Source organism: Methylobacterium sp. 142-1Y (genome assembly GCF_057747795.1).
In genome coordinates, this window is the sequence record NZ_CM173224.1 from 2,481,308 (window position 1) to 2,502,500 (window position 21,193).

The 21,193-nt window shown below is 70.3% G+C and carries 17 protein-coding genes (1 of these 17 only partly in view); 8 read left to right on the forward strand and 9 right to left on the reverse strand.

The features are described from left to right. Window positions 1-278: 278 nt before the first annotated feature. Complete coding sequence (locus AC3AOF_RS11335; protein WP_488348575.1) at window positions 279-1,112, reverse strand: FRG domain-containing protein; 834 nt, start codon at window positions 1,110-1,112, stop codon at window positions 279-281. Window positions 1,113-1,541: 429 nt separating this feature from the next. Here AC3AOF_RS11335 and AC3AOF_RS11340 point away from each other — a divergent pair, with 429 nt between their 5' ends. Then, the gene (locus AC3AOF_RS11340; RefSeq protein WP_488348576.1) at window positions 1,542-2,954 is read left to right on the forward strand and encodes a DUF5939 domain-containing protein; all 1,413 of its coding nucleotides are present in this window, start codon (window positions 1,542-1,544) and stop codon (window positions 2,952-2,954) included. On the opposite strand, the gene AC3AOF_RS11345 is transcribed toward AC3AOF_RS11340, so the two are convergent. The 5 genes from AC3AOF_RS11345 to AC3AOF_RS11365 form a co-directional block, all read right to left on the reverse strand. After that, entirely contained in the window at window positions 2,947-3,570 is a 624-nt protein-coding gene (locus AC3AOF_RS11345; protein ID WP_488348577.1) for a DapH/DapD/GlmU-related protein, read from the reverse strand. The genes AC3AOF_RS11340 and AC3AOF_RS11345 overlap by 8 nt on opposite strands. A 39-nt stretch (window positions 3,571-3,609) precedes the next feature. Next, window positions 3,610-3,945 (reverse strand): hypothetical protein, encoded by a 336-nt coding sequence (locus tag AC3AOF_RS11350; protein WP_236992415.1) that lies wholly within the window; start codon window positions 3,943-3,945, stop codon window positions 3,610-3,612. Between the two features lie 148 nt (window positions 3,946-4,093). Beyond that, complete coding sequence (locus AC3AOF_RS11355; RefSeq protein ID WP_236992416.1) at window positions 4,094-5,509, reverse strand: DHA2 family efflux MFS transporter permease subunit; 1,416 nt, start codon at window positions 5,507-5,509, stop codon at window positions 4,094-4,096. A 221-nt stretch (window positions 5,510-5,730) separates the two neighbouring features. Continuing rightward, window positions 5,731-6,429, reverse strand: a complete 699-nt coding sequence (locus AC3AOF_RS11360) for a carbonic anhydrase (protein ID WP_236992417.1) — start codon at window positions 6,427-6,429, stop codon at window positions 5,731-5,733. 239 nt (window positions 6,430-6,668) lie between these two features. Next, window positions 6,669-6,923, reverse strand: a complete 255-nt coding sequence (locus tag AC3AOF_RS11365; protein ID WP_236992418.1) for a hypothetical protein — start codon at window positions 6,921-6,923, stop codon at window positions 6,669-6,671. A 395-nt stretch (window positions 6,924-7,318) separates the two neighbouring features. On the opposite strand from AC3AOF_RS11365, the gene AC3AOF_RS11370 reads away from it, so the two are divergent. Then, complete coding sequence (locus AC3AOF_RS11370) at window positions 7,319-10,033, forward strand: ABC transporter ATP-binding protein/permease (RefSeq protein WP_236992419.1); 2,715 nt, start codon at window positions 7,319-7,321, stop codon at window positions 10,031-10,033. Window positions 10,034-10,200: 167 nt separating this feature from the next. After that, entirely contained in the window at window positions 10,201-11,109 is a 909-nt protein-coding gene (locus AC3AOF_RS11375) for an MBL fold metallo-hydrolase (protein WP_442919330.1), read from the forward strand. Between the two features lie 12 nt (window positions 11,110-11,121). Here the strand turns inward: AC3AOF_RS11375 and AC3AOF_RS11380 are convergent, their stop codons facing one another. The 3 genes from AC3AOF_RS11380 to AC3AOF_RS11390 all read right to left on the reverse strand — a co-directional run bounded on the left by AC3AOF_RS11380 (window position 11,122) and on the right by AC3AOF_RS11390 (window position 13,733). Continuing rightward, window positions 11,122-12,126, reverse strand: coding sequence for a nickel/cobalt transporter (locus tag AC3AOF_RS11380; protein WP_236992421.1), 1,005 nt, complete (start codon window positions 12,124-12,126; stop codon window positions 11,122-11,124). After that, complete coding sequence (locus AC3AOF_RS11385; protein ID WP_236992422.1) at window positions 12,120-12,776, reverse strand: DUF1007 family protein; 657 nt, start codon at window positions 12,774-12,776, stop codon at window positions 12,120-12,122. Before AC3AOF_RS11385 ends, AC3AOF_RS11380 begins: the two co-directional genes overlap by 7 nt. 234 nt (window positions 12,777-13,010) lie before the next feature. Beyond that, on the reverse strand, window positions 13,011-13,733 hold the full coding sequence (locus AC3AOF_RS11390; protein ID WP_488348578.1) for a TetR/AcrR family transcriptional regulator: 723 nt from the start codon (window positions 13,731-13,733) through the stop codon (window positions 13,011-13,013). A gap of 68 nt (window positions 13,734-13,801) precedes the next feature. On the opposite strand from AC3AOF_RS11390, the gene AC3AOF_RS11395 reads away from it, so the two are divergent. The 5 genes from AC3AOF_RS11395 to AC3AOF_RS11415 form a co-directional block, all read left to right on the forward strand. After that, complete coding sequence (locus AC3AOF_RS11395) at window positions 13,802-14,074, forward strand: hypothetical protein (protein ID WP_236992424.1); 273 nt, start codon at window positions 13,802-13,804, stop codon at window positions 14,072-14,074. A gap of 203 nt (window positions 14,075-14,277) precedes the next feature. Then, a complete protein-coding gene (locus tag AC3AOF_RS11400; RefSeq protein ID WP_236992425.1) occupies window positions 14,278-15,456 on the forward strand; it encodes an efflux RND transporter periplasmic adaptor subunit in 1,179 nt (392 codons plus the stop codon). Continuing rightward, window positions 15,453-16,538: an efflux RND transporter periplasmic adaptor subunit gene (locus AC3AOF_RS11405; RefSeq protein WP_236992426.1), complete on the forward strand. Its 1,086-nt coding sequence runs from the start codon at window positions 15,453-15,455 to the stop codon at window positions 16,536-16,538. The genes AC3AOF_RS11400 and AC3AOF_RS11405 overlap by 4 nt, the downstream gene beginning before the upstream one ends. A gap of 178 nt (window positions 16,539-16,716) precedes the next feature. Next, entirely contained in the window at window positions 16,717-19,785 is a 3,069-nt protein-coding gene (locus AC3AOF_RS11410) for an efflux RND transporter permease subunit (protein WP_488348579.1), read from the forward strand. Window positions 19,786-20,006: 221 nt separating this feature from the next. After that, window positions 20,007-21,193: the 5' portion of a DUF898 family protein gene (locus AC3AOF_RS11415; RefSeq protein ID WP_488348580.1), read on the forward strand. 79 nt of this gene lie beyond the right edge of the window; only the first 1,187 of its 1,266 coding nucleotides appear in the window; it begins with the start codon at window positions 20,007-20,009; the stop codon falls past the right edge of the window.

A 21,193-nucleotide genomic window follows, 5' to 3' on the forward strand; every position in this document is an offset into this window, starting at 1 on the left:
TACGACACGCCATCGATCCAGGAAGGGCGATTCAGTACGACACGACGCTTCGGAAAGATATTCTGGTTCATCTGTCCCTACGTCGCGGACCATCCATGACCCGACCACGAGTTGCCAGCCGGAAATTACCAATCGAGAGCGCCGGCCGATCGCCTCCCACCGAGCATCGATGGCTCGGATTCACGCGATGAACCCCCGGCCCGCCCTGCGGCCCGGGATTAACTCACTTCTCGGTATCGCCATCGTGCATGAATCGCTTCTTTCTACTTCGGTGGGCTTCAAGGGCCCGTTGACGTCATGGGGTGCGTGAACGCTGGAGCGTCGTCACGGGGGCCTGGCCCATAATACCGCTTCAGCCACCGGGCCGTGCCGTCTTCCCCTGGAAACAGCATTCTCTCGTTGATCTGGTCTTGGTCCAGCTTGTCCCGGATCTCCCATTTGAGTTCTTTTCGTATGATGATCTTCTTGAAAGAATCCTGAAAAGATCTGATGTATTCTTCGATGGAACTTGTGGGACTTGGCATGACCGACAAGATCGCAGCCTGATTGACGATGCGGCCGTCCAACGATGGCGGCTCGAAGAAAAGCGCAAAATTCTCATCCTTGCTAAACTCATCAAGTTTATCCAATGAATCGAGGCCGGGAATCATGTCGACCGAAAAAACATATGCCGCATGCTCATCAAGATAATTTCGAAGAATCATAGGCAGTTTGCTTTTCATAAAAACAACATCGACTGCCCATATCGCGCCGTCTTTATTGTACTTGCTTTCATCACCCACCGCAAAATGGAGAGCGATCTTTGGGGCTGTACTCCAGTCTAGAACGCGGGTCGGGAGACCGTGATGCTGCGCGAATGCGAGACGATAAAGAAGCGACTGCTTGGACAACTCACGATCAATTGAATATTTAACGAAATTGCGAAGAAGCGGCCCTTCGACCTGTGGATATTGCTTTCCCAACCGCTGTAGGCTTGTTTCCAGATTCCAGGTCGCCACGTCGACGCCTCGATACACGAAATCGGACCGATGCCGCTCGTGACGATCAAGCGGAATTTCATAAAGCACCGACATCAATTCATCGAAGGAATTTGGAACAATTTCACTTGTCATTCCTAGCTCTTTCTTACGTTATCGCGACCAACAAACACCCTGCCCGATGCAGCAAGTTATTCGTATTTTCTATCATCCCAGCGAGAACCGAGACTCAAATGCCCCACGACTTGATCGACCGCACAGCGAATGGAATCGAGGGCGAACGAACACCTTGATGCAGAATGATAATATCTAAAATCCCCTCAGTCAACATATTGATCAGGACATCGTCGCTTCGTGCTTCTCTCAGAACGAAGAAGAAATAACAGAATTTATCCGACTTACAGAAAAGCAAAGGCAGACGATCGCGCCGTTCATGCTCGACGATCGGCTCGGCGCAGATCGCAACGACATCTGCACCGCTGGGCAGCGCTCGTGATATCGAAGCGCCAAGGGAGGCCGCGCCGTGTCGTTGCCAGCCCTCCCACCTGAGTCTAAGCTTCCGCCATGGACGAGAGCGACGCCCTCCTCGCCGCGCTCCATCGCACGGCGGAGCCGGAGGCTGCCCGGGCGGTGGAGCGGCTGCTGCGGCACGGGTCCGACGAGGACCTGGCGCGGATCAACGCCGTGCACCTCGCAGCGCAAGCCGGGCTCGACGACGAGCCGGTGATCGCCGCGCTCCTGCACGGGGCGCGGCTCGGCCTCCTCGAACTGGCCTGGAACGTGCTGTGTCCGAGTTGCGGCGGCGTGATCGAGGCACCGGCGAGCCTGCGCGGCGTGAGGTCGGAGGGCTATCACTGCGCCTTCTGCGCCCTCGACAGCGAGCCGGTCCTCGACGACACGGTCGAGGTGACCTTCACGGTGAGCCCGCGGGTCCGGCGCATCGCCGCGCACGATCCCGACGGGCTCGGGTTCTGGGATTACCAGCGCCAGGTCTTCTTCGGCTCCGGCGTCGCCTTCCCGGAGCCCGAGGCCTTCGCAGGCCTCGCGGAGCGGGCGACCGTCGAATCGGTCGAGCTGAAAGCCGGCGAGCGGATGATCCTGGCGCTGCAGCTCGGGCCCGAGCCGCTGATCGTGCTCGATCCCGTCACCCACGCCGCCCACAGCCTCACCGTCGAGGGCGAGCCGACGCAGGAGCGCCAGGATCTCGCCCTGGTGTTCGACAGCGCGCGGGCGAGCGCCGGCAGCGGCACGTTTCGCCCCGGTCCGTTACGGCTCTCCCTCGACAACCGCAGCTCCGGGCGGGTGCTGCCGACGATCTTCCGGGTCGGGCCGGATTTCGAAGAACTGCTCGGCGGGCGACGGTCCTTCCTCACCGCCAAGCGGCTCCTCAGCAACCAGACCTTCCGCGATCTCTACCGCACCGACACGCTCGACATCGACCAGCGGCTCAAGATCCTGAGCCTGACCTTCCTGTTCACCGACCTGAAGGGCTCGACCGAGCTCTATGCCCGGGTCGGCGACCTCGTCGCCTACGACCTGGTGCGGGCGCATTTCCGGATCCTGCACGAGATCGTCGCCGCCGAGGGCGGGGCGGTGGTGAAGACGATCGGCGACGCCGTGATGGCGACCTTCCCGAGCCCGCACCGGGCGGTGGCGGCGGCGCTCCGGATGCGGGCGGCGATGCGCGAGCTGAACCGGGAGCGCGGGGCCGACGATCTCGTGCTCAAGATCGGGCTGCACGAGGGGCCCTGCCTGGCGGTGAGTCTGAACGACCGCCAGGATTACTTCGGGCAGACCGTGAACGTGGCGGCGCGGGTGCAGCAGCTGGCGAGCAGCGGCGGCATCTTCGCCACCGACGCCGTCCTGCGCCACGCGGAATCCGCCCGCCACCTCGCCGAGAACGGGGTTTCGGCCCGGGGCGAGCTGCGCCGCTTACGAGGCATCGGCGAGCCGGTCCCGGTTCACGAATTCATCTGAGGTCCGGCGGAACGCCGTGATCGACCAGCCCGAGACGCGGCACGACCGTGCCGGGGCCAAGGATGGCGCCGGGCGCCACCACGGCATTGGCGCCGAGCCGTGCCCCGTCCCCGACGAGGGCGCCGAACTTGGAGACCTCGGTGTCGATCGTCGCGCCGTCATGCCGGAACGCCACCGTGGCGCCGGGCCATTCGTTGCGGTGATTGGCGATGACGGCCCCGGCCTCGAGGTTGACGCCCCGGCCGATCACGCTCTCGCCGACGAAGTTGAAATGCGCGAGCGCCGTGCCGGCGAACAGGAACGAGGCCTTCAGCTCCGTGCCGGGCCCGATCGTGCAGGCCTCTTCCAGCCAGGCGCCGCCCCGCAGGGTGGCGCCGTGGCCGATGAAGCAACGCGGCCCGACGATGAGCGGGGCCTTGAGCACAGCACCGGATTCGATCCGGGCGCTGCGATGAACCGCCATCTCGTCGGCGACCGCAAAGTCGTCGGACAGGCCGGCGAGGAGCCGGCGGACGATGTCGCCCGCTGCCGCCGTGAGCGACCAGGGCGGCTCGGCGGCGAGATCCGCGAGGGCGGAGGAGGGAAAGGCCGGGATGTGGCGGGCGAGCAGGCTCACTGTCACCTCCGGCCGTCCGGCTCAGTCGCAGACGCGAGATCAGTCGCAGACGCGCACGCGGCGGATATAGACGTCGCCGAACTCGTCGACCATCCGGCGGCGGACGGTGTAGCAATCCGGGCCATAGGCCGGGGCGTAGCCGTAGGCGGGCCCGCCATAGACCGGCGTGTAGCCGTAGGCCGGGCCGGGGGCATAGCCGTAGCCGTAGGCCGGGCGCGCACCGGCGGCGATCGCGCTGCCGAGGGCGAGGCCGCCGACCGCGCCGAGGGCGAAGGCCGGTCCGGCCCGCCAGCGCGCCTCGGCCGGGGCGGCGCCGGCCAGGGTCACGCTCGCCAAGGTCGCCGCGGCCACGCAGACGGATGCGATGCGCTTCATGGCAAATCCCCATGATTTCGAGAGTGAGGGAAGACGTCGCGAGCACCGGAGCCGACTTTGCGGCTTGGCCGTGCCCGATGTCCCGAGGTATCGCACCGTCACGCTGAATGCCGGCTGAAGCGTGGGCTTAAAGTTCCTTCAGGAAAGCTCAGGTCGCGTCGGCGGCGGGTTTCACCTGCACGATGCGGTGGCCCGAGACCTCGGCGCCGGCCTCCGGGGCGAGGCGGCGGAACGAGAAGGTGGAGAGCCCGGAGAGGATCGAGACCGCCAGGAAGGCGGGCCAGAAATCCTCCGCCCGGATCTCGGTGCGGCCGTGCCATTCGGCCGCCGACTGGAGCGCGAAGGCCCCGAAGGCGACCCCGATGCTCAAGGAGAGCTGCTGCGCCACGCTGGCGAGGCTCGTCGCCGCGCTCATGTCGCGCGGATCGACGTCGGCATACGCGATGGCATTGACGGCGGTGAATTGCAGCGAGCGGAAGCAGCCGCCGATCAGCAGCACCGCGACGATGAGGGCATGCGGCGTGCTGGCGGTAAACAGGCCGTTGACCGCGAGCAAAGCCGCCGCGACCACCGCGTTGAGGGTCAGCACCGCCCGGAAGCCGAAGGCGCGCAGGATGCGGGCGGCGATGGTCTTCATGAACAGCGCGCCGGCGGCGGCCGCGAAGGTGATGAGGCCCGAATGCAGCGGATCGAGCCCGAAGCCGAGCTGGAGCATCAGGGGCAGCAGGAACGGGATCGCGCCGGTGCCGATGCGGAACAGGCTGCCGCCGAGCACCGCCGCCCGGAAGGTCGGGTACGCCAGGAGATCGAGGCGGATCACCGGATGCTCGACCCGGCGGCTATGGGCGAGATAGAGCCCGCACAGCACGATGCCGGCGCCGGTGCAGGCCCAGGACACCGCTTCCGGCAGGAGGTGGCGCCCGCTGGAGGCCAGTCCCAGCATCAGGCTCGCGAGCCCGGTGCCCGAGAGGACGAAGCCGACGAGGTCGAGGGGCGGGCGCGCCTCCTCCTTGATGTCCTGGAAGTACCGGGTGGCGAGCAGGATGCCGGCGAGCCCGATCGGCAGGTTGATGAAGAAGATCCAGCGCCAGTGCAGGGCCGTGGTGATGAAGCCGCCGAGCGGCGGGCCGATCACCGGGCCGACCAGCGCCGGGATGGTGAGGGTGGCGAGCGCCTGGACCAGCTCGCCCTTCGGCACGCTGCGCAGGAGCACGAGGCGCCCGACCGGCACCATCATCGCCCCGCCCATCCCCTGGAGGAAGCGGGCGGCGACGAACCAGCCGAGCGAGTTCGAGGCCGCGCAGGCGAGCGAGCCGGCCATGAACACCGCGAGCGCCCAGCGGAACACCGTGCGGGCGCCGTAGCGGTCGGCGGCCCAGCCGCTGATGGGGATGAAGATCGCCAGGCTGACCAGGTAGGAGGTGAGCGCCAGCTTCAGGGCGATCGGGTCCTCGCCCATATCCGCGGCGATCGCCGGCAGCGACGTCGCGAGCACGGTCGAGTCCGTGTTCTCCATGAACAGGGCCGTCGCGACGACGAGGGGGACGATCCGGGCGGTACGCATGGCGCCTTATCTAGCGTCACCGTCGTTCGTCGGAAGCGCGAATCGGCGGGGGCTGTCCCGTCATCCATGCCGTGGATGCGGGGCCGCCCGAAGATTGTCACCCGATCGTGACCGAATGCGCTCCGCCGACACTCTGGAGCGATCCCGGGCAAGCCCGGGAATCGCCTCGGCAAGGGTCGACCTGCTCCGTTCCACCGGAACAAGTCGGCGGCAAAACCGCCTCACTCCGCCGCCGCCCGCACCGACAGATCGGCGGCCGCGAATCGAGGCACCGAGACCTCCGCCACCGGCAGGGCGGCGTCGTCGGAGAGCGCCACGAAGCGGCTCCCGTCATAGGCGTGGAGGGTGCCGGTCCCGATCTCGAAGAACCAGCCGTGCAGGGAGAGCCGCCCCCTGGCCAAAGCCGATGCCACGCTCGGATGGGTGCGCAGATGCGTGAGCTGCACCACCACGTTCTCGAGGGCCAGCGCCCGCAGGCGGTCCGTCGGGTCGATGTCGTCCGGATAGGCCTCGCAGACGATCCGGTCGGCGGCGTGGCTGTGGCGCAGCCAGGCGGCGACGTTCGGCATGTCCTTCAGCGCCCCGGGCTGCATCAGCCCCTTCATGGCGCCGCAATCCGAGTGGCCGCAGACCACGATGTCGCGCACGCCGAGCGCCACCACCGCGTACTCGATCGCCGAGGAGACGCCGCCATTCATCTCGGCGAAGGGCGGCACGATGTTGCCGGCGTTGCGGCAGACGAACAGCTCGCCGGGGCCCGCCTGGGTGATGTGCTCGGGCGAGACCCGGGAATCGGCGCAGGCGATGATGAGCGCCTTGGGCTGCTGCCCGTCGCGCACGAGGCGCTCGTACATCCGCTGCTGCCCGGGGAAGACGCTGCCGCGGAAGGTGGAAATGCCCTGGATGATGCTGCTGTCCACGAGGGGTCCTTGTGGTGAAGGATGACAAAAGCTTCCTGGATCGAGAGCTTCTCGGATCGAGCGCAGTCATACCAATGGCCCAAGATGCTGACGCATCGGGCCATTGATCCATCTCGAATTTTCGATTTCAAACCAGAGGCTTGGCGAAAATTCGAGAGCGGAACCAAAGGTCGTTTCCAACGACCGTTGGTATCACCTCCCCGGACAGCCATGCCGCGAAGGGGAGGAGGAGAGACCGGTTACCGCCCGACGGCCCAGCGGCCGCGCTCGGCAACCATCGGCTGGCCCAGGATCTCGCCCAGGATCTCGCGCTGGATCTCGCCGGTGCCGGCCCGCTGCGAGAACTGCGAGCGGGGATCGTGATAGGGGCCGGTGACGTAGCTGCTCATGAACCCGCCGCCGGCGGCCTGCCGGCTGCCTTCGCCGCCTTCGGCCCATGCGGCGGCCGGCACGGCGAAGACGGCCAGAACGGTCGTGATCGCGATCGTCTTCATGACGTCATTGCCTTTCGAGAGATTGTCTTTGCGGGCGAAATATCTGCCGTCATTCGATGAAGATGAGAATGACGCAAGAATAATTTTCGCGATGTGCGACCACGCACCCCCGCAAAATCCAAACGATAATCCCGCGCGGGACGAGACCGGGTGCGGTTGCGCACGTCTGTGCTGGACGACAGCGCTCCTCGACGGATGAACGAACGGGTGTCGACGTCCACCCACCCGGCTTGACCGCTCCGGCCCGCGCGGCCCATACCTCGCGCAACATCGAGGAGGCCCATGGTCACCATCGCGAGACGGCCCTCGGGCCTGCCCCCGCGCACCGGACCGGCGCGGCCCACCGGCGCCCCACTCTCTGGCGCTCCCTCCCCCCGGTTCCGTCGCCCGCTCTGATGGACCGCGATCCGATCGTCTTCGCCTGGCGCGCCGCCAAGCGCCGGCACGCCGTCGCCGTCGCCGTCGCCCTCGGGCTCGGCGGCCCGCTGGTCGGGCTCGGGCTGCTGGCGCTCCGCGACCTCGTCGACGAGCTGCTGGCGCTCGCCGAGCCGGGACGGGGGCCGCTGCATTTCCTCCACCTCGTGGTGCCGCTGCCCGAGCGGCTCAGCGGCGGCCAGGGGCACGGTTTGGTGCTGATGTCCGGCTGGCCGCTGCCGGACAGCGCCCTGACCCTGTGGGCGCTCGGCTGCCTGATCGGCGTGGCGCTCAGCCTCGCGCTCCTCGGCTGGGGCGTGGCCCGGCTCTGCGTGAAGGCGCAAGGAGAGGCGGTGCGCCGCCTGCGGGAACTGGCCGAGGAGGCGATCCTGCGCTCAGGCCCGGCCTCCCGCGACGATGCCCGGGCTCTCGCCGGCCAGGTCGGGGCGGCGATCCGCGCCGCCGACGGGTTGCTCGCCGTCGGCATCCTGGTCCCGGCGCTGGCGGCGGGCGCCGTGCTGGTGACGCTCGCGGTCGCCGCCGCGGTGGCGCCGCGCCTCGTCGCGGTGGCGGGCATCAGCCTGGTGGCGGCGGCGCTGGCGCGCCAGCTCCTCATCGCCCGCACCGAGCGCCGGGACGACCAGCGCCGGCTGGAGGGCGCCGCCCTGGAGCGCGGCCTGACCGACCTGGTGCGGCGCCTGCCGGCGGTGCGGGCCCACGGCACGACCGAATTCGAGCATGCCCGCCTCGGCCACGTCGCCGAGCGGGCCCGCCGGGCGCTGACCGAGACCGAGGACGAGCTCTCCCGCGCCCGCGCCCCGGCTCTGGCGATCGCCGTGCTGGTGCCGACGATCGTCCTCGCCGCCGCGCTCTGGCAGGGCCCGACGCCCACCGCCCCGGTGAGTGCCGGCGGCCTGTCGGCGGTGCTCGGTGCGCTCGCCGTCGCGTCGAGCGCCGTCGCCGCCTTCTTGCGCCAGAACCGGCGCCGCCGCGCCGCCCTGCCGGCCTTCCGGGAGATCGCCCGCGCCACCGCCTCGCTCGAGGCCCGCGCCCGGGCGCCGCGCCGCCTGCGCAGCCAGTCCGAATCGCTGCCCGACGGCGGTCCGATCGTGCTGTCGCGCGTCGCGGCCTACGATCCGGCCTCGGGCGAGCGGCTGATCGGCCTCGACCTCACCGTGCCGATGCCGGGCCACGTCGCGATCCTCGGCGACCGCGGGAGCGGCAGCCGGGTGCTGGCGGCCCTGATCGCCGGCCAGCTCGAACCCACCGCCGGGGCGGTCTCCTACGCGGGCACCGACCTGCGCTCGGTCGATCCGGCGGAGCGGGCCCGGCGCATCGCCTATGCGGGGGCAGAGCCGGTGCTGATGAGCGGTACGCTGCTGCAGAACCTGCTCTACGGCGACCCCGCCTTCGCCGACGGATCGAGCCCGGAGGCGAGCGCTCCGCAGTCCCGCGAACTGGAGGAGCGGCTGGTCGAGGCCCTGTCGGTCACCGGACTCGACCGGCTGGTCTATGGCCGCGGGCTCGCCAGCGTGCTGCCGCGCCGGCTCGATGCCGCCACCGCCGCCGCCATCGTCGAGACCCGGGATGCGCTTCGCGCCGCGCTCACGGCGGACCAGGCCGCCCACCTGATCGAGCCGTTCGATCCCGCCCGCTACAACCGCCAGGCGACGGTGGGCGAGAACATCCTGTTCGGGGCGCCCGTCGGCTCGGCCTTCTCGGAGGCGCGGCTCGCCGGCCATCCCTTCACCCGGGCGGTGCTGGAGGCGGAAGGCCTGACCCGGCCGATGACCGAGATGGGGCTTTCCATCGCCCGGGCCACCGTCGAGATCTTCTCCGACCTGCCCGACGACCACCCGCTCTTCGACGCCTTCTCGCTCTTCCCGGCCCGGGAGCGCGGCTTCTTCGAGGATCTGGTGGCGCGCCAGCCGGAGGCCTCCGGCTGGCGCCGCGGCCCGGCCGGCCAGCGCGACCGCGCCCGGCTGATCGGCCTGTGCCTGCGCTACAGCGAGACCCGGCACCGCTTCGGCCTGATCGACGAGGCGATGGAGGCGCGCCTCGTCGCGGCGCGGCGCACCTTCGCGGCCCTGCTGCCGGCCTCGCTCCAGGGCTCGGTGGAGTTCTACGATCCCGGCAAGGTCACCGCCGCGGCGAGCCTGGAGGAGAACCTGCTGTTCGGCCGGATCGCCGGCGCCGAGGCCGGGGCCGGCGCGCGGGTGCGCAGCCTGATGCAGACGGTGCTGCGCGAGCGCGGCCTGGAACGGAGCGTCTACCGCTTCGGCCTCGCCACCCAGGTCGATCCGCGGGCGGCCGACAGCGGGCTCTCGGGCCGCGACGGCTTCACGCCGTCGGAACGCCTGGCGATCGACCTCGCCCGCTGCCTGGTGCGTCGGCCCGACATCCTGGTGGTCGGCCTCGCCCTCGACGATCGCGGCGCGCCCGAGATCATGGCAGGGATCGCGCGGCTGCGGGCGGCCCGGGCCGGGCGCGGCCTCGTGGTCTGCCTGCCGGACGAGTGCCGGCCGGAATCGGGCATCCCCTTCGACCTCGTGCTGCGGGCCGAGCGCAACACCGTGGTGCAGACCGGCGCCGGATCGCCTCCCGCCGATGATCCCGAGGCGGGACTTCCCGCGACGGCCGCGCTCGGGCAAGATGCCCCATCGTCCACAGGCCCGGTGCGCGAGCACACGGCTTAACGACAGATTAGGCCGTCCGGGGGAACCTTCGTCTTGCGCTCATCGTTCGTGAGGCACATCTCTCGTGCACAGCCCAACCTAGTGTCTTGCCGGACCGACCGGCCGGAGCATCCGCCATGTGCGTCATCGCACATCCAACCCCCACTCACCCCATCACGGTCGCCGGCATGACAACGAGGGGTCCTCTCATGGAAGCCGGCCTGACGTTCCGGTTCTGGGGCGTCAGGGGGTCGACCTGCGCCTCCGGTCCGGAATTCGTGGAATTCGGCGGGCATACCCCCTGCGTGGAAGTTCGCTGCGGCGAGCGGCTGTTCGTGATCGATGCCGGCACCGGCATCAACGCCTTCGGCGTCCATCATCGCGACCGGCTGCCCCAGCGGATCGACCTGCTGCTGAGCCACCTCCACCTCGACCATGTCGGCGGCCTGCCGTTCATGAAGCCGGCGGTGCTGAACCCGGCCTGCGAGATCCACACCTGGTGCGGCAACCTCGACGGGGCGAGCGCGGCCGAGCCCCTCGACCGGCTGTTCTCGCCGCCGCTCTTCCCGATCACCCTCGACATGTTCCCCGCCCGCTTCGTGCATCACGGGTTCAAGGCCGGCGAGAGCCTGACCTTCCCGGACGGCGCGGTGGTCGACACCATCCCGCTCGAGCATCCCCAGGGCGCCACCGGCTACCGCTTCCGCCATGGCGGCCGCACCGCCTGCTACATCAGCGACCTCGAACATTCCGAGCCCTGGCCCGACCCGGCCCTGCTCGATTTCGTGCGCGGCGCCGATCTCGTTGTCTACGACGGGATGTTCACGCAGGGCGAGTACCCGGCCTGTCGCGGCTGGGGCCACTCGACCTGGCAGAAGGGCGTGGAACTGTGCCGCGCCGGCAATGTCGGGCGGCTCGCCATCGTGCATCTCTATCCGCAGCACACCGACGCGCTGCTGCGCGAGCTGGAGGTGCAGATGCAGGCCGAGATGCCCGGCGCCTTCGTGGCCCGCGAGCGCCAGGAGATCAGCTTCGCCTCCGTGGCGGTGGCGGCGAGCCCGCGGCGGCGCCGCGCGCGGGTCGCGGCGGTGGCCTAGAAGGCTTTCGACCTAGAAGGCGCTCGCGGCCCAGCCGGAGAGCAGCCCGGCGCCCAGCACCAGCACGAAGGCGGCGGCCCACAATTCGAGGACGCCGACCGCGATCGCCCCGCCCTGGCCGCGGCCGCCGGCGAGCCGCAGGGCCAGCGCCTTGGCGAAGACCGCGAGCGCCGCCAGCACGCCGGTGGTGATCGCGGTGCCGAGCGCCATCGCCAGGGTGGCGGCGATGCCGGCCCACAGGATGCCTTGCGAGAGGGCGAAGACCAGCACCAGCACCGCGCCGGCGCAAGGCCGCGTGCCGGCGGCGAAGACCACGCCGGCCTGCTCGCGCCAGGTCGTCAGGCGCTCCACCTTGGCTCCGTCGGCAAGACCCGCATGGCCGCAATCGGATCCGCAGGCCGGTCCGGCCTCGCGGTTGAGGAGCCGGGCGAGCTGCCCGGCCTTGCGCCAGGTCACCGCCGCCCCGAGCAAGGCCACGCAGGCGAAGCTCGCGGTCTCGATCATCGTTCCGGCCTGGTTGAGGCCGGACGCGGTCATCCGCAGCAGGACCGCGCCGCCGCCGACCAGCGCCAGGGCGACGACCGCCTGCAGCAGGGCGGCGAGCAGGCTCAGGGCGAAGCCGCGACGCAACGCCCGTTCGCCGGCCATGAGGTAGCCGGCGATCACCGCCTTGCCGTGGCCGGGCCCGGCGGCGTGCAGCACACCGTAGGCGAAGCCGAGGCCGACGAGGGTCAGGGTGCCGTCGCGCCCGGCCTTCACCGCCGACACCGCCGCCTGGAGCGCCCGGGAGAAACCCGCCTGCATGGCGAGCAGCCAGGCCCCGAGGCTGGTGGCGCCGGTGGGCGCCGCCTCGCGAAAGCCGATGCCGAAGGGCGAGCGCGGCGGAGCCCGGAAGCCCGGCGCCAGAATGCCGAGCAGGGCCGCCAGCAGTGCGGCGGCCGCCAGCACCGCGAGGGCGGCAAGCCCTAAGCGCTGGAGGGTGCGGGACGGGGGATTGAGGCTGAGCGCGGTCAGCATGCGACGACGATCCGGTTGGCGAATTGCACCCCGTAGGTCGAGGCGGCGGTCATCGCCTCGAAGAACGCCTCCGACATGCCGGTGGCGGCGGGTGCCGGCGCGGCCGTCTTCGGCCGGTGGGCGGTGGCGCGGCAGCCGGCTGGGGCGCCCTTGAGCGTCGCGACGTCGTCGCCCTCGGCGAGGCTGAAGGCGACGAAGTAGGTCGGGTCGTAGACCTCGAGCGAGGCGGTGCCGGCCAGAGGCGCCTTGAGCGGCACGGTGAAGCGCAGGGTGAGCTGCCCGTCCGCGAAGGTCATCGCCGGATCGGTCGCGGTGCCGAGATCTTGCTTGCGGCCGTTGACCTTCAGCAGCGTGAAATAACCCTGCTCGGCTAGGTTCTCGGCATTGTCGCGGGCGAGCGCCGCCAGCGCCGCCGGGTTGATCGGCCCGGCCGGCGACTGGCCGAGGCCCTGGATCGCGAAGGCGGAATAGGTCGGGTCGAAGGTCCAGGCGTGCCGCACCGCCCGTAATGCCCCGTCCGGCCCGTAATCGAGTTCGGCCCGGGTGGTGATCCAGACATGGGGATGGGCGAGCGCCGGCGTCGCCGCGGCGAGAGCCGCAGGCAGAAGACCGGCCAGGAGACCGGCGAGCAGACGGGACGGGCGCAGCATGACGATGTCCTTCGGCGACGCCCGCCCCTCGTGGTGAAGCGACGGTGAAGCGCGTCGCGCCCCCGGTGGCGCACTGGTCCCGCCGCATTGCGGCGGGAGCGGGGCGGCGGGAACGGGCTTCCCGACCGGACGGCTCGCGCGGGTCGAACCCTCCCCCCTCTGCGGGGGAGGGTGGACCCTGCGTCAGCAGGGGCCGGGAGAGGGGCAGCGCGACGGCGAAGAAAGTGGCGTCCTTCAGATTGGTCGCGACTTCTCCGGAAGCGTCGTCCCCTCTCCCGGCTCGCTCCGCTCGCCACCCTCCCCCGCAGAGGGGGGAGGGTTTGGAGCCAAGTCCCCCTCCCCCCGCACCAATCCCCGCTCCAGCAGGTCCAGGTGCCCGGCCAGGTAGGCCGCGCCGTCCAGGGCGTGGTCGTCGCCGAACATCAGCCGCCAGGTGCAGGCCATGATGACCGGGGCGAAGAGCAGGTGGGGGAATTCCTCGGCGGCGGAGGCGCGGAACTCGCCCCGCGCGATCCCGTAGCGGACGACCCGGCGCAAGGCCTCCACCTCCGGGCCGATCACCTCGGCGCGCCAGCGCTCGACGAGGTCGGGGAAGCGGCTGACCTCGGCGAGCAGCATCCGGATGATTTCGCGGGTGCGCCGGTCCTCGACCATCTGGGCGTATTCGAAGGCGAAATGGGTGCGCAGGATCGCCATGGCGGAGCCCTCCGGCGCCGCGGTGAGCGCCGCCAGATGCTCCCGCGACGGGCGGCTCATCTCGTGCATGGTGGCGAGGAACAGGTCCTCCTTGCTCGGGAAGTACAGGTAGATCGTGCCCTTGGTGATGCCGGCGCGGGCCGCCACGTCGTCGAGCTTGGTCGCCGCGAAGCCGCTGCGGGCGAATTCCTCGAACGCCGCCTGCACGATCTCGCCGGGCCGCTCCTCCTTGCGCCGCCGGCGCTGTCCCGCCACTGCCATCTCGTGCCCTTATTGACTGCCTGGTCAGTTATTAGTACGAGATGGGTGTCGCCTTCAAGGAGTGCGCCATGGCCCGCACGGTGATGTGCCCATCCCGGATCAGCCGGTCCCCTCCAACCCTCCCGGCCCGGCCCGGTTTCACCCGCCTGCCGAACGGTCTCGACCTCCACGCTCCCGCGGCCTCCCGCGCGCATCCGCTGCTGCCCCGGCGCGGGGCGGTGCCGGCGGCAGCCCTGCTGCTCGTCGCCATCGCCGGCTGGGCCGGGCTCATCGCCTGGACCCGGATCGATCCGGTGGCGGCGCCCTGCACGGCCTGCCGGGTCGAACAGAGCGGGCTCTGAGCCGGTCATCCCTTTCGCGTTCGCCCCGGCCTGGCGCCGGGGCCTCGTCACAGATGCGGCGGCGCTTCCCGACCGGGCGGCACGCCACATCTGGAAGGAGCGGCCGCATCCGCCCCCTCGCGGCCGCTCCTTCACATCCGCCCTCCGCCCGTGCTGTCCTTCGGGGCTTCCCGTCCCACGCCGAACCGGTGCGCTCGACGACCATGACACCCAGCCCGATCCTCCGGGGCCTCCACCGCTCGGCCGTGACGGCCGCCCTGCTCCTCGCGGGGCAAATCCTCGCGGGCCAAGCCCGCGCCGATGCGCCCACCCCCACGGCCAAGGACACGACCAAGGACGATGCGCGGCCTGCGGCGCCTGAGACGAAGCCCGCGCCGCCTCCCGGCGCGCCCGCCCAGGTCCGGGTCGTCACCGCGGCGCTCGCCCCGGTCTCGGCCGAGGTCGTGCTGACCGGCGACATCCAGGCCAAGTTCTCGAGCAACATCGCCTTCCGGGTCAGCGGCAAGATCCAGGAGCGCCTGGTCGAGGTCGGCGAGCACGTCACCGCCGACCAGGTGCTGGCGCGGCTCGAGCCGCAGGAGCAGCAGGTCAACGTCGACACCGCGCAGGCGGCGCTCGCCTCGGCCGAGGCCCTGCTGACCCAGGCGAAGGTGAGCTTCGAGCGGCAGCAATCGCTGATGCGCAGCGGCTATACCACCCGCACCGCCTACGACCAGGCCGAGCAGACCCTGCGCACCACCCAGGCCTCGGTGGAATCCGCCAAGGCGGCTCTGGGCAATGCCCGCGAGCAATTCTCCTATACCGAGCTGAAGACCGGGGTCGCCGGCATGATCACGGCGCGCAACGCCGAGGCCGGCCAGGTGGTGCAGTCGGGCCAGACGGTGTTCACCCTGGCCCAGGACGGGCCGCGCGACGCGGTGTTCATCGTCTCCGAGACACTGCTCGCCGAGCCGCCGGAGGGCAAGACGATCGACATCATCCTCCTGTCCGACCCGCGGATACGCACCACCGGCACGGTGCGGGAGATCTCGCCGGCGGTCGATCCGTCGTCCGGCGGCGTGCGGGTGAAGATCGGACTCTCCAAGGTCCCGCCCGAGATGTCGCTCGGGTCCACCGTGGCGGGCCTCGGCCGCTTCCGCGCCCGGCAGGCGGTCAGCCTGCCCTGGAGCGCGCTGTTTCGCTGGCAGGACCGGCCGGCGGTCTGGGTGCTCGATCCGGGCAGCGGCACCGTCGCACCGAAGACCGTGACCATCGACCGCTACGCCGGCTCGGCCATCGTCCTGTCGGACGGCATCGAGCCGGGCGAGCGGGTGGTGACGGCCGGGATCCAGCTCCTGCGCCCCGGCCAGACGGTCGCGGTGGTCGGGGAGGACGGACGGTGAAACACGTCCCCGCCCTCGCCATCCTCGTCCTTCTCGCCGCCTGCCAGGAGAAGAAGGCCGAGGCACCGCCGCCGGTGCGCCCGGTGCTCACCACCCGCGTCGAGGTCCGCACCGCCGAGACCTTCGGCCCCTTCGCCGGCACGGTCGAGCCGCGCTACCAGACGCAAGCCGGGTTCCGGGTGCCGGGCCGGATGGTCGCCCGCGACGTCTATGTCGGCGACCTCGTGCCCAGGGGCGCCCGGCTCGCCGCCCTCGATCCCACCGTGCTGCAATTCGCCGTCACCCGGGCCCGGGCCGACGTCACCGACGCGGAGGCGCAGCTCGCCAACGCCAATGCCGTCGAGGGGCGCCAGCGCACCCTGTTCGACGGCGGCAACGTCACCCAGGCCGCCCTCGATTCGGCGGTCGCCACCCGCGACACCGCCGCGGCGCGCCTCGCCCAGGCCAGGGCCGCCCTCCAGAAGGCGACCGACGAGCTCGGCTACGCCACCCTGAAGGCCGATGTCGACGGGGTGGTGACCGCCTGGAGCGCCGAGGTCGGGCAGGTGGTGAGCGCCGGCCAGGCCGTGGTGACGCTCGCTCGCCCCGACATCCGCGAGGCGGTGGTCGACATCCCGGACGGGCTGATGGCCGGCATCAAGGCCGGCACCGAGTTCACCGTGACGCTCCAGGCCGCCCCGACCATCACCGCCAAGGGCCGGGTGCGCGAGATCGGGCCGCTCGCCGACCCGGCGACCCGCACCCGCCGGGTGCGCATGACCCTCACCGATCCGCCGGAAGCGTTCCGGCTGGGCACCACCATCACGGTGGCTTTGGCGCGCGCCACACCGCCCCGCATCACCCTGCCGGCCACCGCCCTCCTGCGGGAGGAGAGCCGCACCAGCGTCTGGGTCGTCGCACCGGACGGCAAATCGGTCGCCCGCCGCGACGTCGCGGTGGTCCCGCCCGCCGACACCGCGCCCCGCGCCGACGATGCGGTGACCCTGAGCGACGGCCTGAAGGCCGGCGAGACCGTGGTGGTGGCGGGCGTCCACAGCCTGAAGGACGGACAGGCGGTGCGCCTCGCCGACTCCGGTCTCTGACCGCTCCCTGATCTTTTCGCGCGCGGCCCGACGCGGCCCGCCTTCCAGAGCAGCGCCCGATCGCGCCGCGATCGGACACCGCTCCCGGTCTTTGATTGAGCCGCATTTTCTGCGACGAACCGGTATCCCCTTCGTCGGAAAATGCTCTGACTCCCTTTCAGCGCGAGGCCGCGCCCCGATGAAGTCGTTCAACCTCTCCGAATGGGCGCTGTCGCACCGCTCCTTCGTCTGGTTCCTGATGGTGGTGGCGATCGTCGCCGGCGCGATGTCGTACCGCAAGCTCGGCCGCGAGGAGGACCCGGCCTTCGCGATCAAGACCATGGTGGTGCAGGCGGTGTGGCCCGGCGCCACGATCAGCGACACCCTCGACCAGGTCACCGACCGGATCGAGAAGGAGCTGCAGCAGATTGGCGCGGTCGACTACACAAGGAGCTACACCACGCCCGGCCAGGCGACGGTGTTCGTGAACCTGCGCGACACCACCCCGCCGCAGACGATCCCGTGGCTGTTCTACCAGGTCCGCAAGCGCCTCGGCGACATCAAGGGCACCTTCCCGCAGGGCATGCAGGGCCCGTTCTTCAACGACGAGTTCGGCGACGTCTACGGCAACGTCTACGCCTTCACGGCGGACGGGCTCTCGATGCGCCAGCTGCGCGACTACGTCGAGACGGTCCGCACCCGGATCATCAAGGTGCCGAGCATCGGCAAGACCCAGATCATCGGCGCCCAGAACGAGGTGATCTATCTCGGCTTCTCGACCCGCAAGCTCGCCGGCCTCGGCGTCGACGTGCAGTCGCTGATCAAGACGTTGCAGGCCCAGAACGCGGTGGCGCCCTCGGGCGTGATCCAGGCCGGGCCGGAGCGGGTCTCGGTCCGGGTCGGCGGCCAGTTCACCGACGAGAACAGCCTGAAGGCGATCAACCTGCGGGTCAACGACCGCTTCTTCCGCCTCTCGGACGTCGCCGAGATCGAGCGCGGCTACACCGACCCGCCCGAGGCGCTCTTCCGCTACAACGGCCGGCCTGCGATCGGCCTCGCCATCGCCATGCAGCAGAGCGGCAACCTGCTCGAATTTGGCGAGGCCCTGAAGTCCCGCATGCGCCAGGTCGAGGCGGAACTCCCCGTCGGCGTCGGCATCCACCTCGTCTCGGACCAGCCCAGGATCGTCGAGGAGGCGGTCGGCGGCTTCACCAAGGCCCTCGTCGAGGCGGTGGTGATCGTGCTCGTGGTCTCGTTCCTGAGCCTCGGGATGCGGGCCGGCCTCGTGGTGTCGTTCTCGATCCCGCTGGTGCTCGCCATCGTGTTCGTCATCATGGAGGTGATGGGGGTCACGCTGCAACGCATCTCGCTCGGCGCCCTCATCATTGCCCTCGGCCTCCTCGTCGACGACGCGATGATCACCGTCGAGATGATGGTGGCGCGGCTGGAAGCCGGCGACAGCCTGCACAAGGCCGCGACCTTCGCCTATACCTCCACCGCCTTCCCGATGCTCACCGGCACGCTCGTCACCGTGGCGGGCTTCCTGCCGATCGGCTTCAACGGCTCGGCGGCGGGCGAGTACACCTACTCGCTGTTCGTGGTGATCGCGGCCTCGCTCCTCGTCTCCTGGGTGGTGGCGGTGCTGTTCGCCCCCCTCATCGGCGTCAAGATCCTGCCGAAGACCATGAAGGGCCACCACGAGAAGCCGAGCCGCCTGCTCAACGGCTTCCGGGCCCTGCTGCTGCCGGCGATGCGCTTCCGCTGGGTGACGGTCGCTTCCTGCGTCGGCCTGCTGGGTGCCGCCATCGTCGGCATGGGCCACGTCCAGCAGCAATTCTTCCCGGCCTCCGACCGGCCCGAGGTGCTGGTCGACATGACCCTGCCGCAGAACGCCAGCATCAGTGAGACCAAGGCGCAGATGGACCGGTTCGAGCTGGCCCTGAAGGGCGACCCCGAGATCAAGCGCTGGAGCTCCTATGTCGGCCAGGGCGCGATCCGCTTCTACCTGCCCCTCGACCAGCAGCTCTCCAACGCGTTCTTCGGCCAGATCGTGATCGAGACCGTGTCGCTGGAGGCCCGCGACCGCACCATGGCGCGGCTCAACGCGCTCGCCCGGCGCGACTTCGTCGGCACCGACGTGTTCATCCATCCCCTCGACCTCGGCCCCCCGGTCGGTCGGCCGATCCAGTACCGCATCAGCGGCCCCGACCTGCAGGTGGTGCGGGCGCAGGCGCTGAAACTCGCCAACCTGGTGGCGCAGAACCCGCATGTCGGCCTGCCGACCTTCGACTGGAACGAGCCCGGCAAGGTCTTGCGGGTCGAGATCCTGCAGGACAAGGCGCGCCAGCTCGGCGTGACCTCGCAGGACATCGCCGGCATCCTCAACGGCGTGGTCGGCGGCACCACGATCACCCAGGTCCGCGACGCGATCTACCTCGTCGACGTGGTCGGCCGGGCGCAGGGGCCGGAGCGCCGCTCCGTCGACACGCTCCAGAGCCTGCAGGTGCCGACCGCCGGCGGCGCCACCGTGCCGCTGCTCGCCTTCGCCAAGATCCATTACGACCTCGAACAGCCGATCGTCTGGCGCCGGGACCGGATGCCGACCATCACGGTGCGCGCCTCGATCACCGACACGACCCAGCCGCCGACGGTCGTCGACGCGCTGGCCCCCGCCATCGCGCAGTTCCGCTCCGAGCTGCCGGACGGCTACGACGTCGCGACCGGCGGCGCCGTGGAGGAGGCCGCGAAGGGCCAGGGCCCGATCGCCGCGGTGGTGCCGGTGATGCTGCTGGTGATGGCCTTCTTCCTGATGGTGCAGCTCCAGAGCGTCCAGAAGCTCTTCCTCGTCTCGAGCGTGGCGCCGCTCGGCCTCATCGGCGTCGTCGCGGCCCTTCTGCCGTCGGGCGCCCCGATGGGCTTCGTGGCGATCCTCGGCATCCTGGCGCTGATCGGCATCATCATCCGCAACGCCGTGATCCTGGTGACCCAGATCGACGAGTTCGAGGCCGAGGGCATGAATCCCTGGGACGCGGTGGTGGAGGCGACCTGCCACCGCATGCGCCCGATCCTGCTCACCGCCGCGGCCGCGAGCCTCGGCATGATCCCGATCGCCCGCGAGGTCTTCTGGGGGCCGATGGCCTACGCGATGATCGGCGGCATCATCGCGGCGACCTTCCTGACCCTGTTCTTCCTGCCGGCGCTCTATGTCGGCTGGTACCGGATCCGGCCGCAGAAGAAGGGCGAGGCGCACGTGCAGGCCGGGGCGTGATCGGGGCGCGAGGCGGCGCATGCCCGACAGGGCATGGGCGTCCGGGACGGTATGGGCGCCCGGACATGCGACGACGCCGTGAATAATCCGGGGTGGCCGACAACCTCCGCTGGTCCCCCGACATCTCCCTGCGTAAGCTGCGCGGCACGCCAGGAGACGAGCCGGTTCGCGAACCGAGGGTGACGAATCCGGGTTCGCGCGCCCAGACAGAGGACGACCCGATGACCTCCGCGACACCCGGCCCCGCGCAGCAGGGCGCGCCCGTGACCTTCGACACGCGGCTCGACGGCCTGACCTGGCTGGCCCTCAAGGGCTTCCTGCTCTCGCTCGTGACCTTCGGCGTCTACCGGTTCTGGTACATGACCGACCTGCGGCGGTTCTTCTGGAGCCGCACCGCCATCGACGGGTCGCCGGCCGAGTATACCGGCACCGGCAAGGAACTGTTTCTCGGTTTCCTGGTGGCGCTCGTGCTCCTAGTGCCGGTCTATCTCGGCCTGTTCGCGATCTCCCTGGCGTTCCCTCGGCTGGCGCCGTTCTCGGTGGTGATCTCCTTCGTCACCCTGTTCGTGCTCGGGCAATACGCCCTCTATCGCGGGCGCCGCTACCGGGCGATGCGCACGCTGTGGCGCGGCATCCGGCTCGGCCAGGACGGCTCGGCCTCCGTCTACGCGGCCCGGGCGGCGGGCTGGTGGCTTCTCGTCTCTCTGACCTTCGGGCTCGCCTTCCCGTTCATGCGGGCGAGCCAGGAGCGCTACCGCATCGACCACACCCTGATCGGCACGAGCCGGCTGAACTCGGAGGCGCGCGGGCGCAAGCTGCTGGGGCCGTGGCTATTGTTCTACCTCGTGGGGCTCGGACCGCTGATCGGGCTCGGCCTCGCGCTCGTGGTCGCGTCCGATTTCTCGCCGCCGACGGACCTGCTGGTGCCGAAGCCGGGCGGCAAGGCGGGCGAAACGATCCTCAACCCGGCCTATGCCGGCACGACGATCGGCCGCCTCGCGACCGCCCTGTTCGTCGCCGCCCTGGCCTGCATCCCGGCGACGTTCCTGCTGATCCCCTATTACCGCGCCCGCGAGGCGCGCGCCTTCGCGGGCGCGGTCCGCCTCGGCAACGCGCGCCTCGCCTCGACCCTGCGGGCCCGCGCCTTCTACCGGCCCTACATCGTTTACGTGCTGTCCCTTGCCGGCGTCCTGCTCGCGCTCGGTCTCGGAGTCGGTCTCCTGGCCCTGGCCGGACAGCAGGCCGGTCTCGGCGTGGTCCACTGGTTCGTCGTCCTGGGCTACCTCGCCCTCGCGCCCCTGGGCGCGGTGCTCTACGTCCGCCTGGTGCGGGCCCGGCTCTGGGCGGCGGTCGCGACGAGCCTGACCGTCGCCAACCCGGGGGAACTCTCGACGGTCCTGGCCTCGGC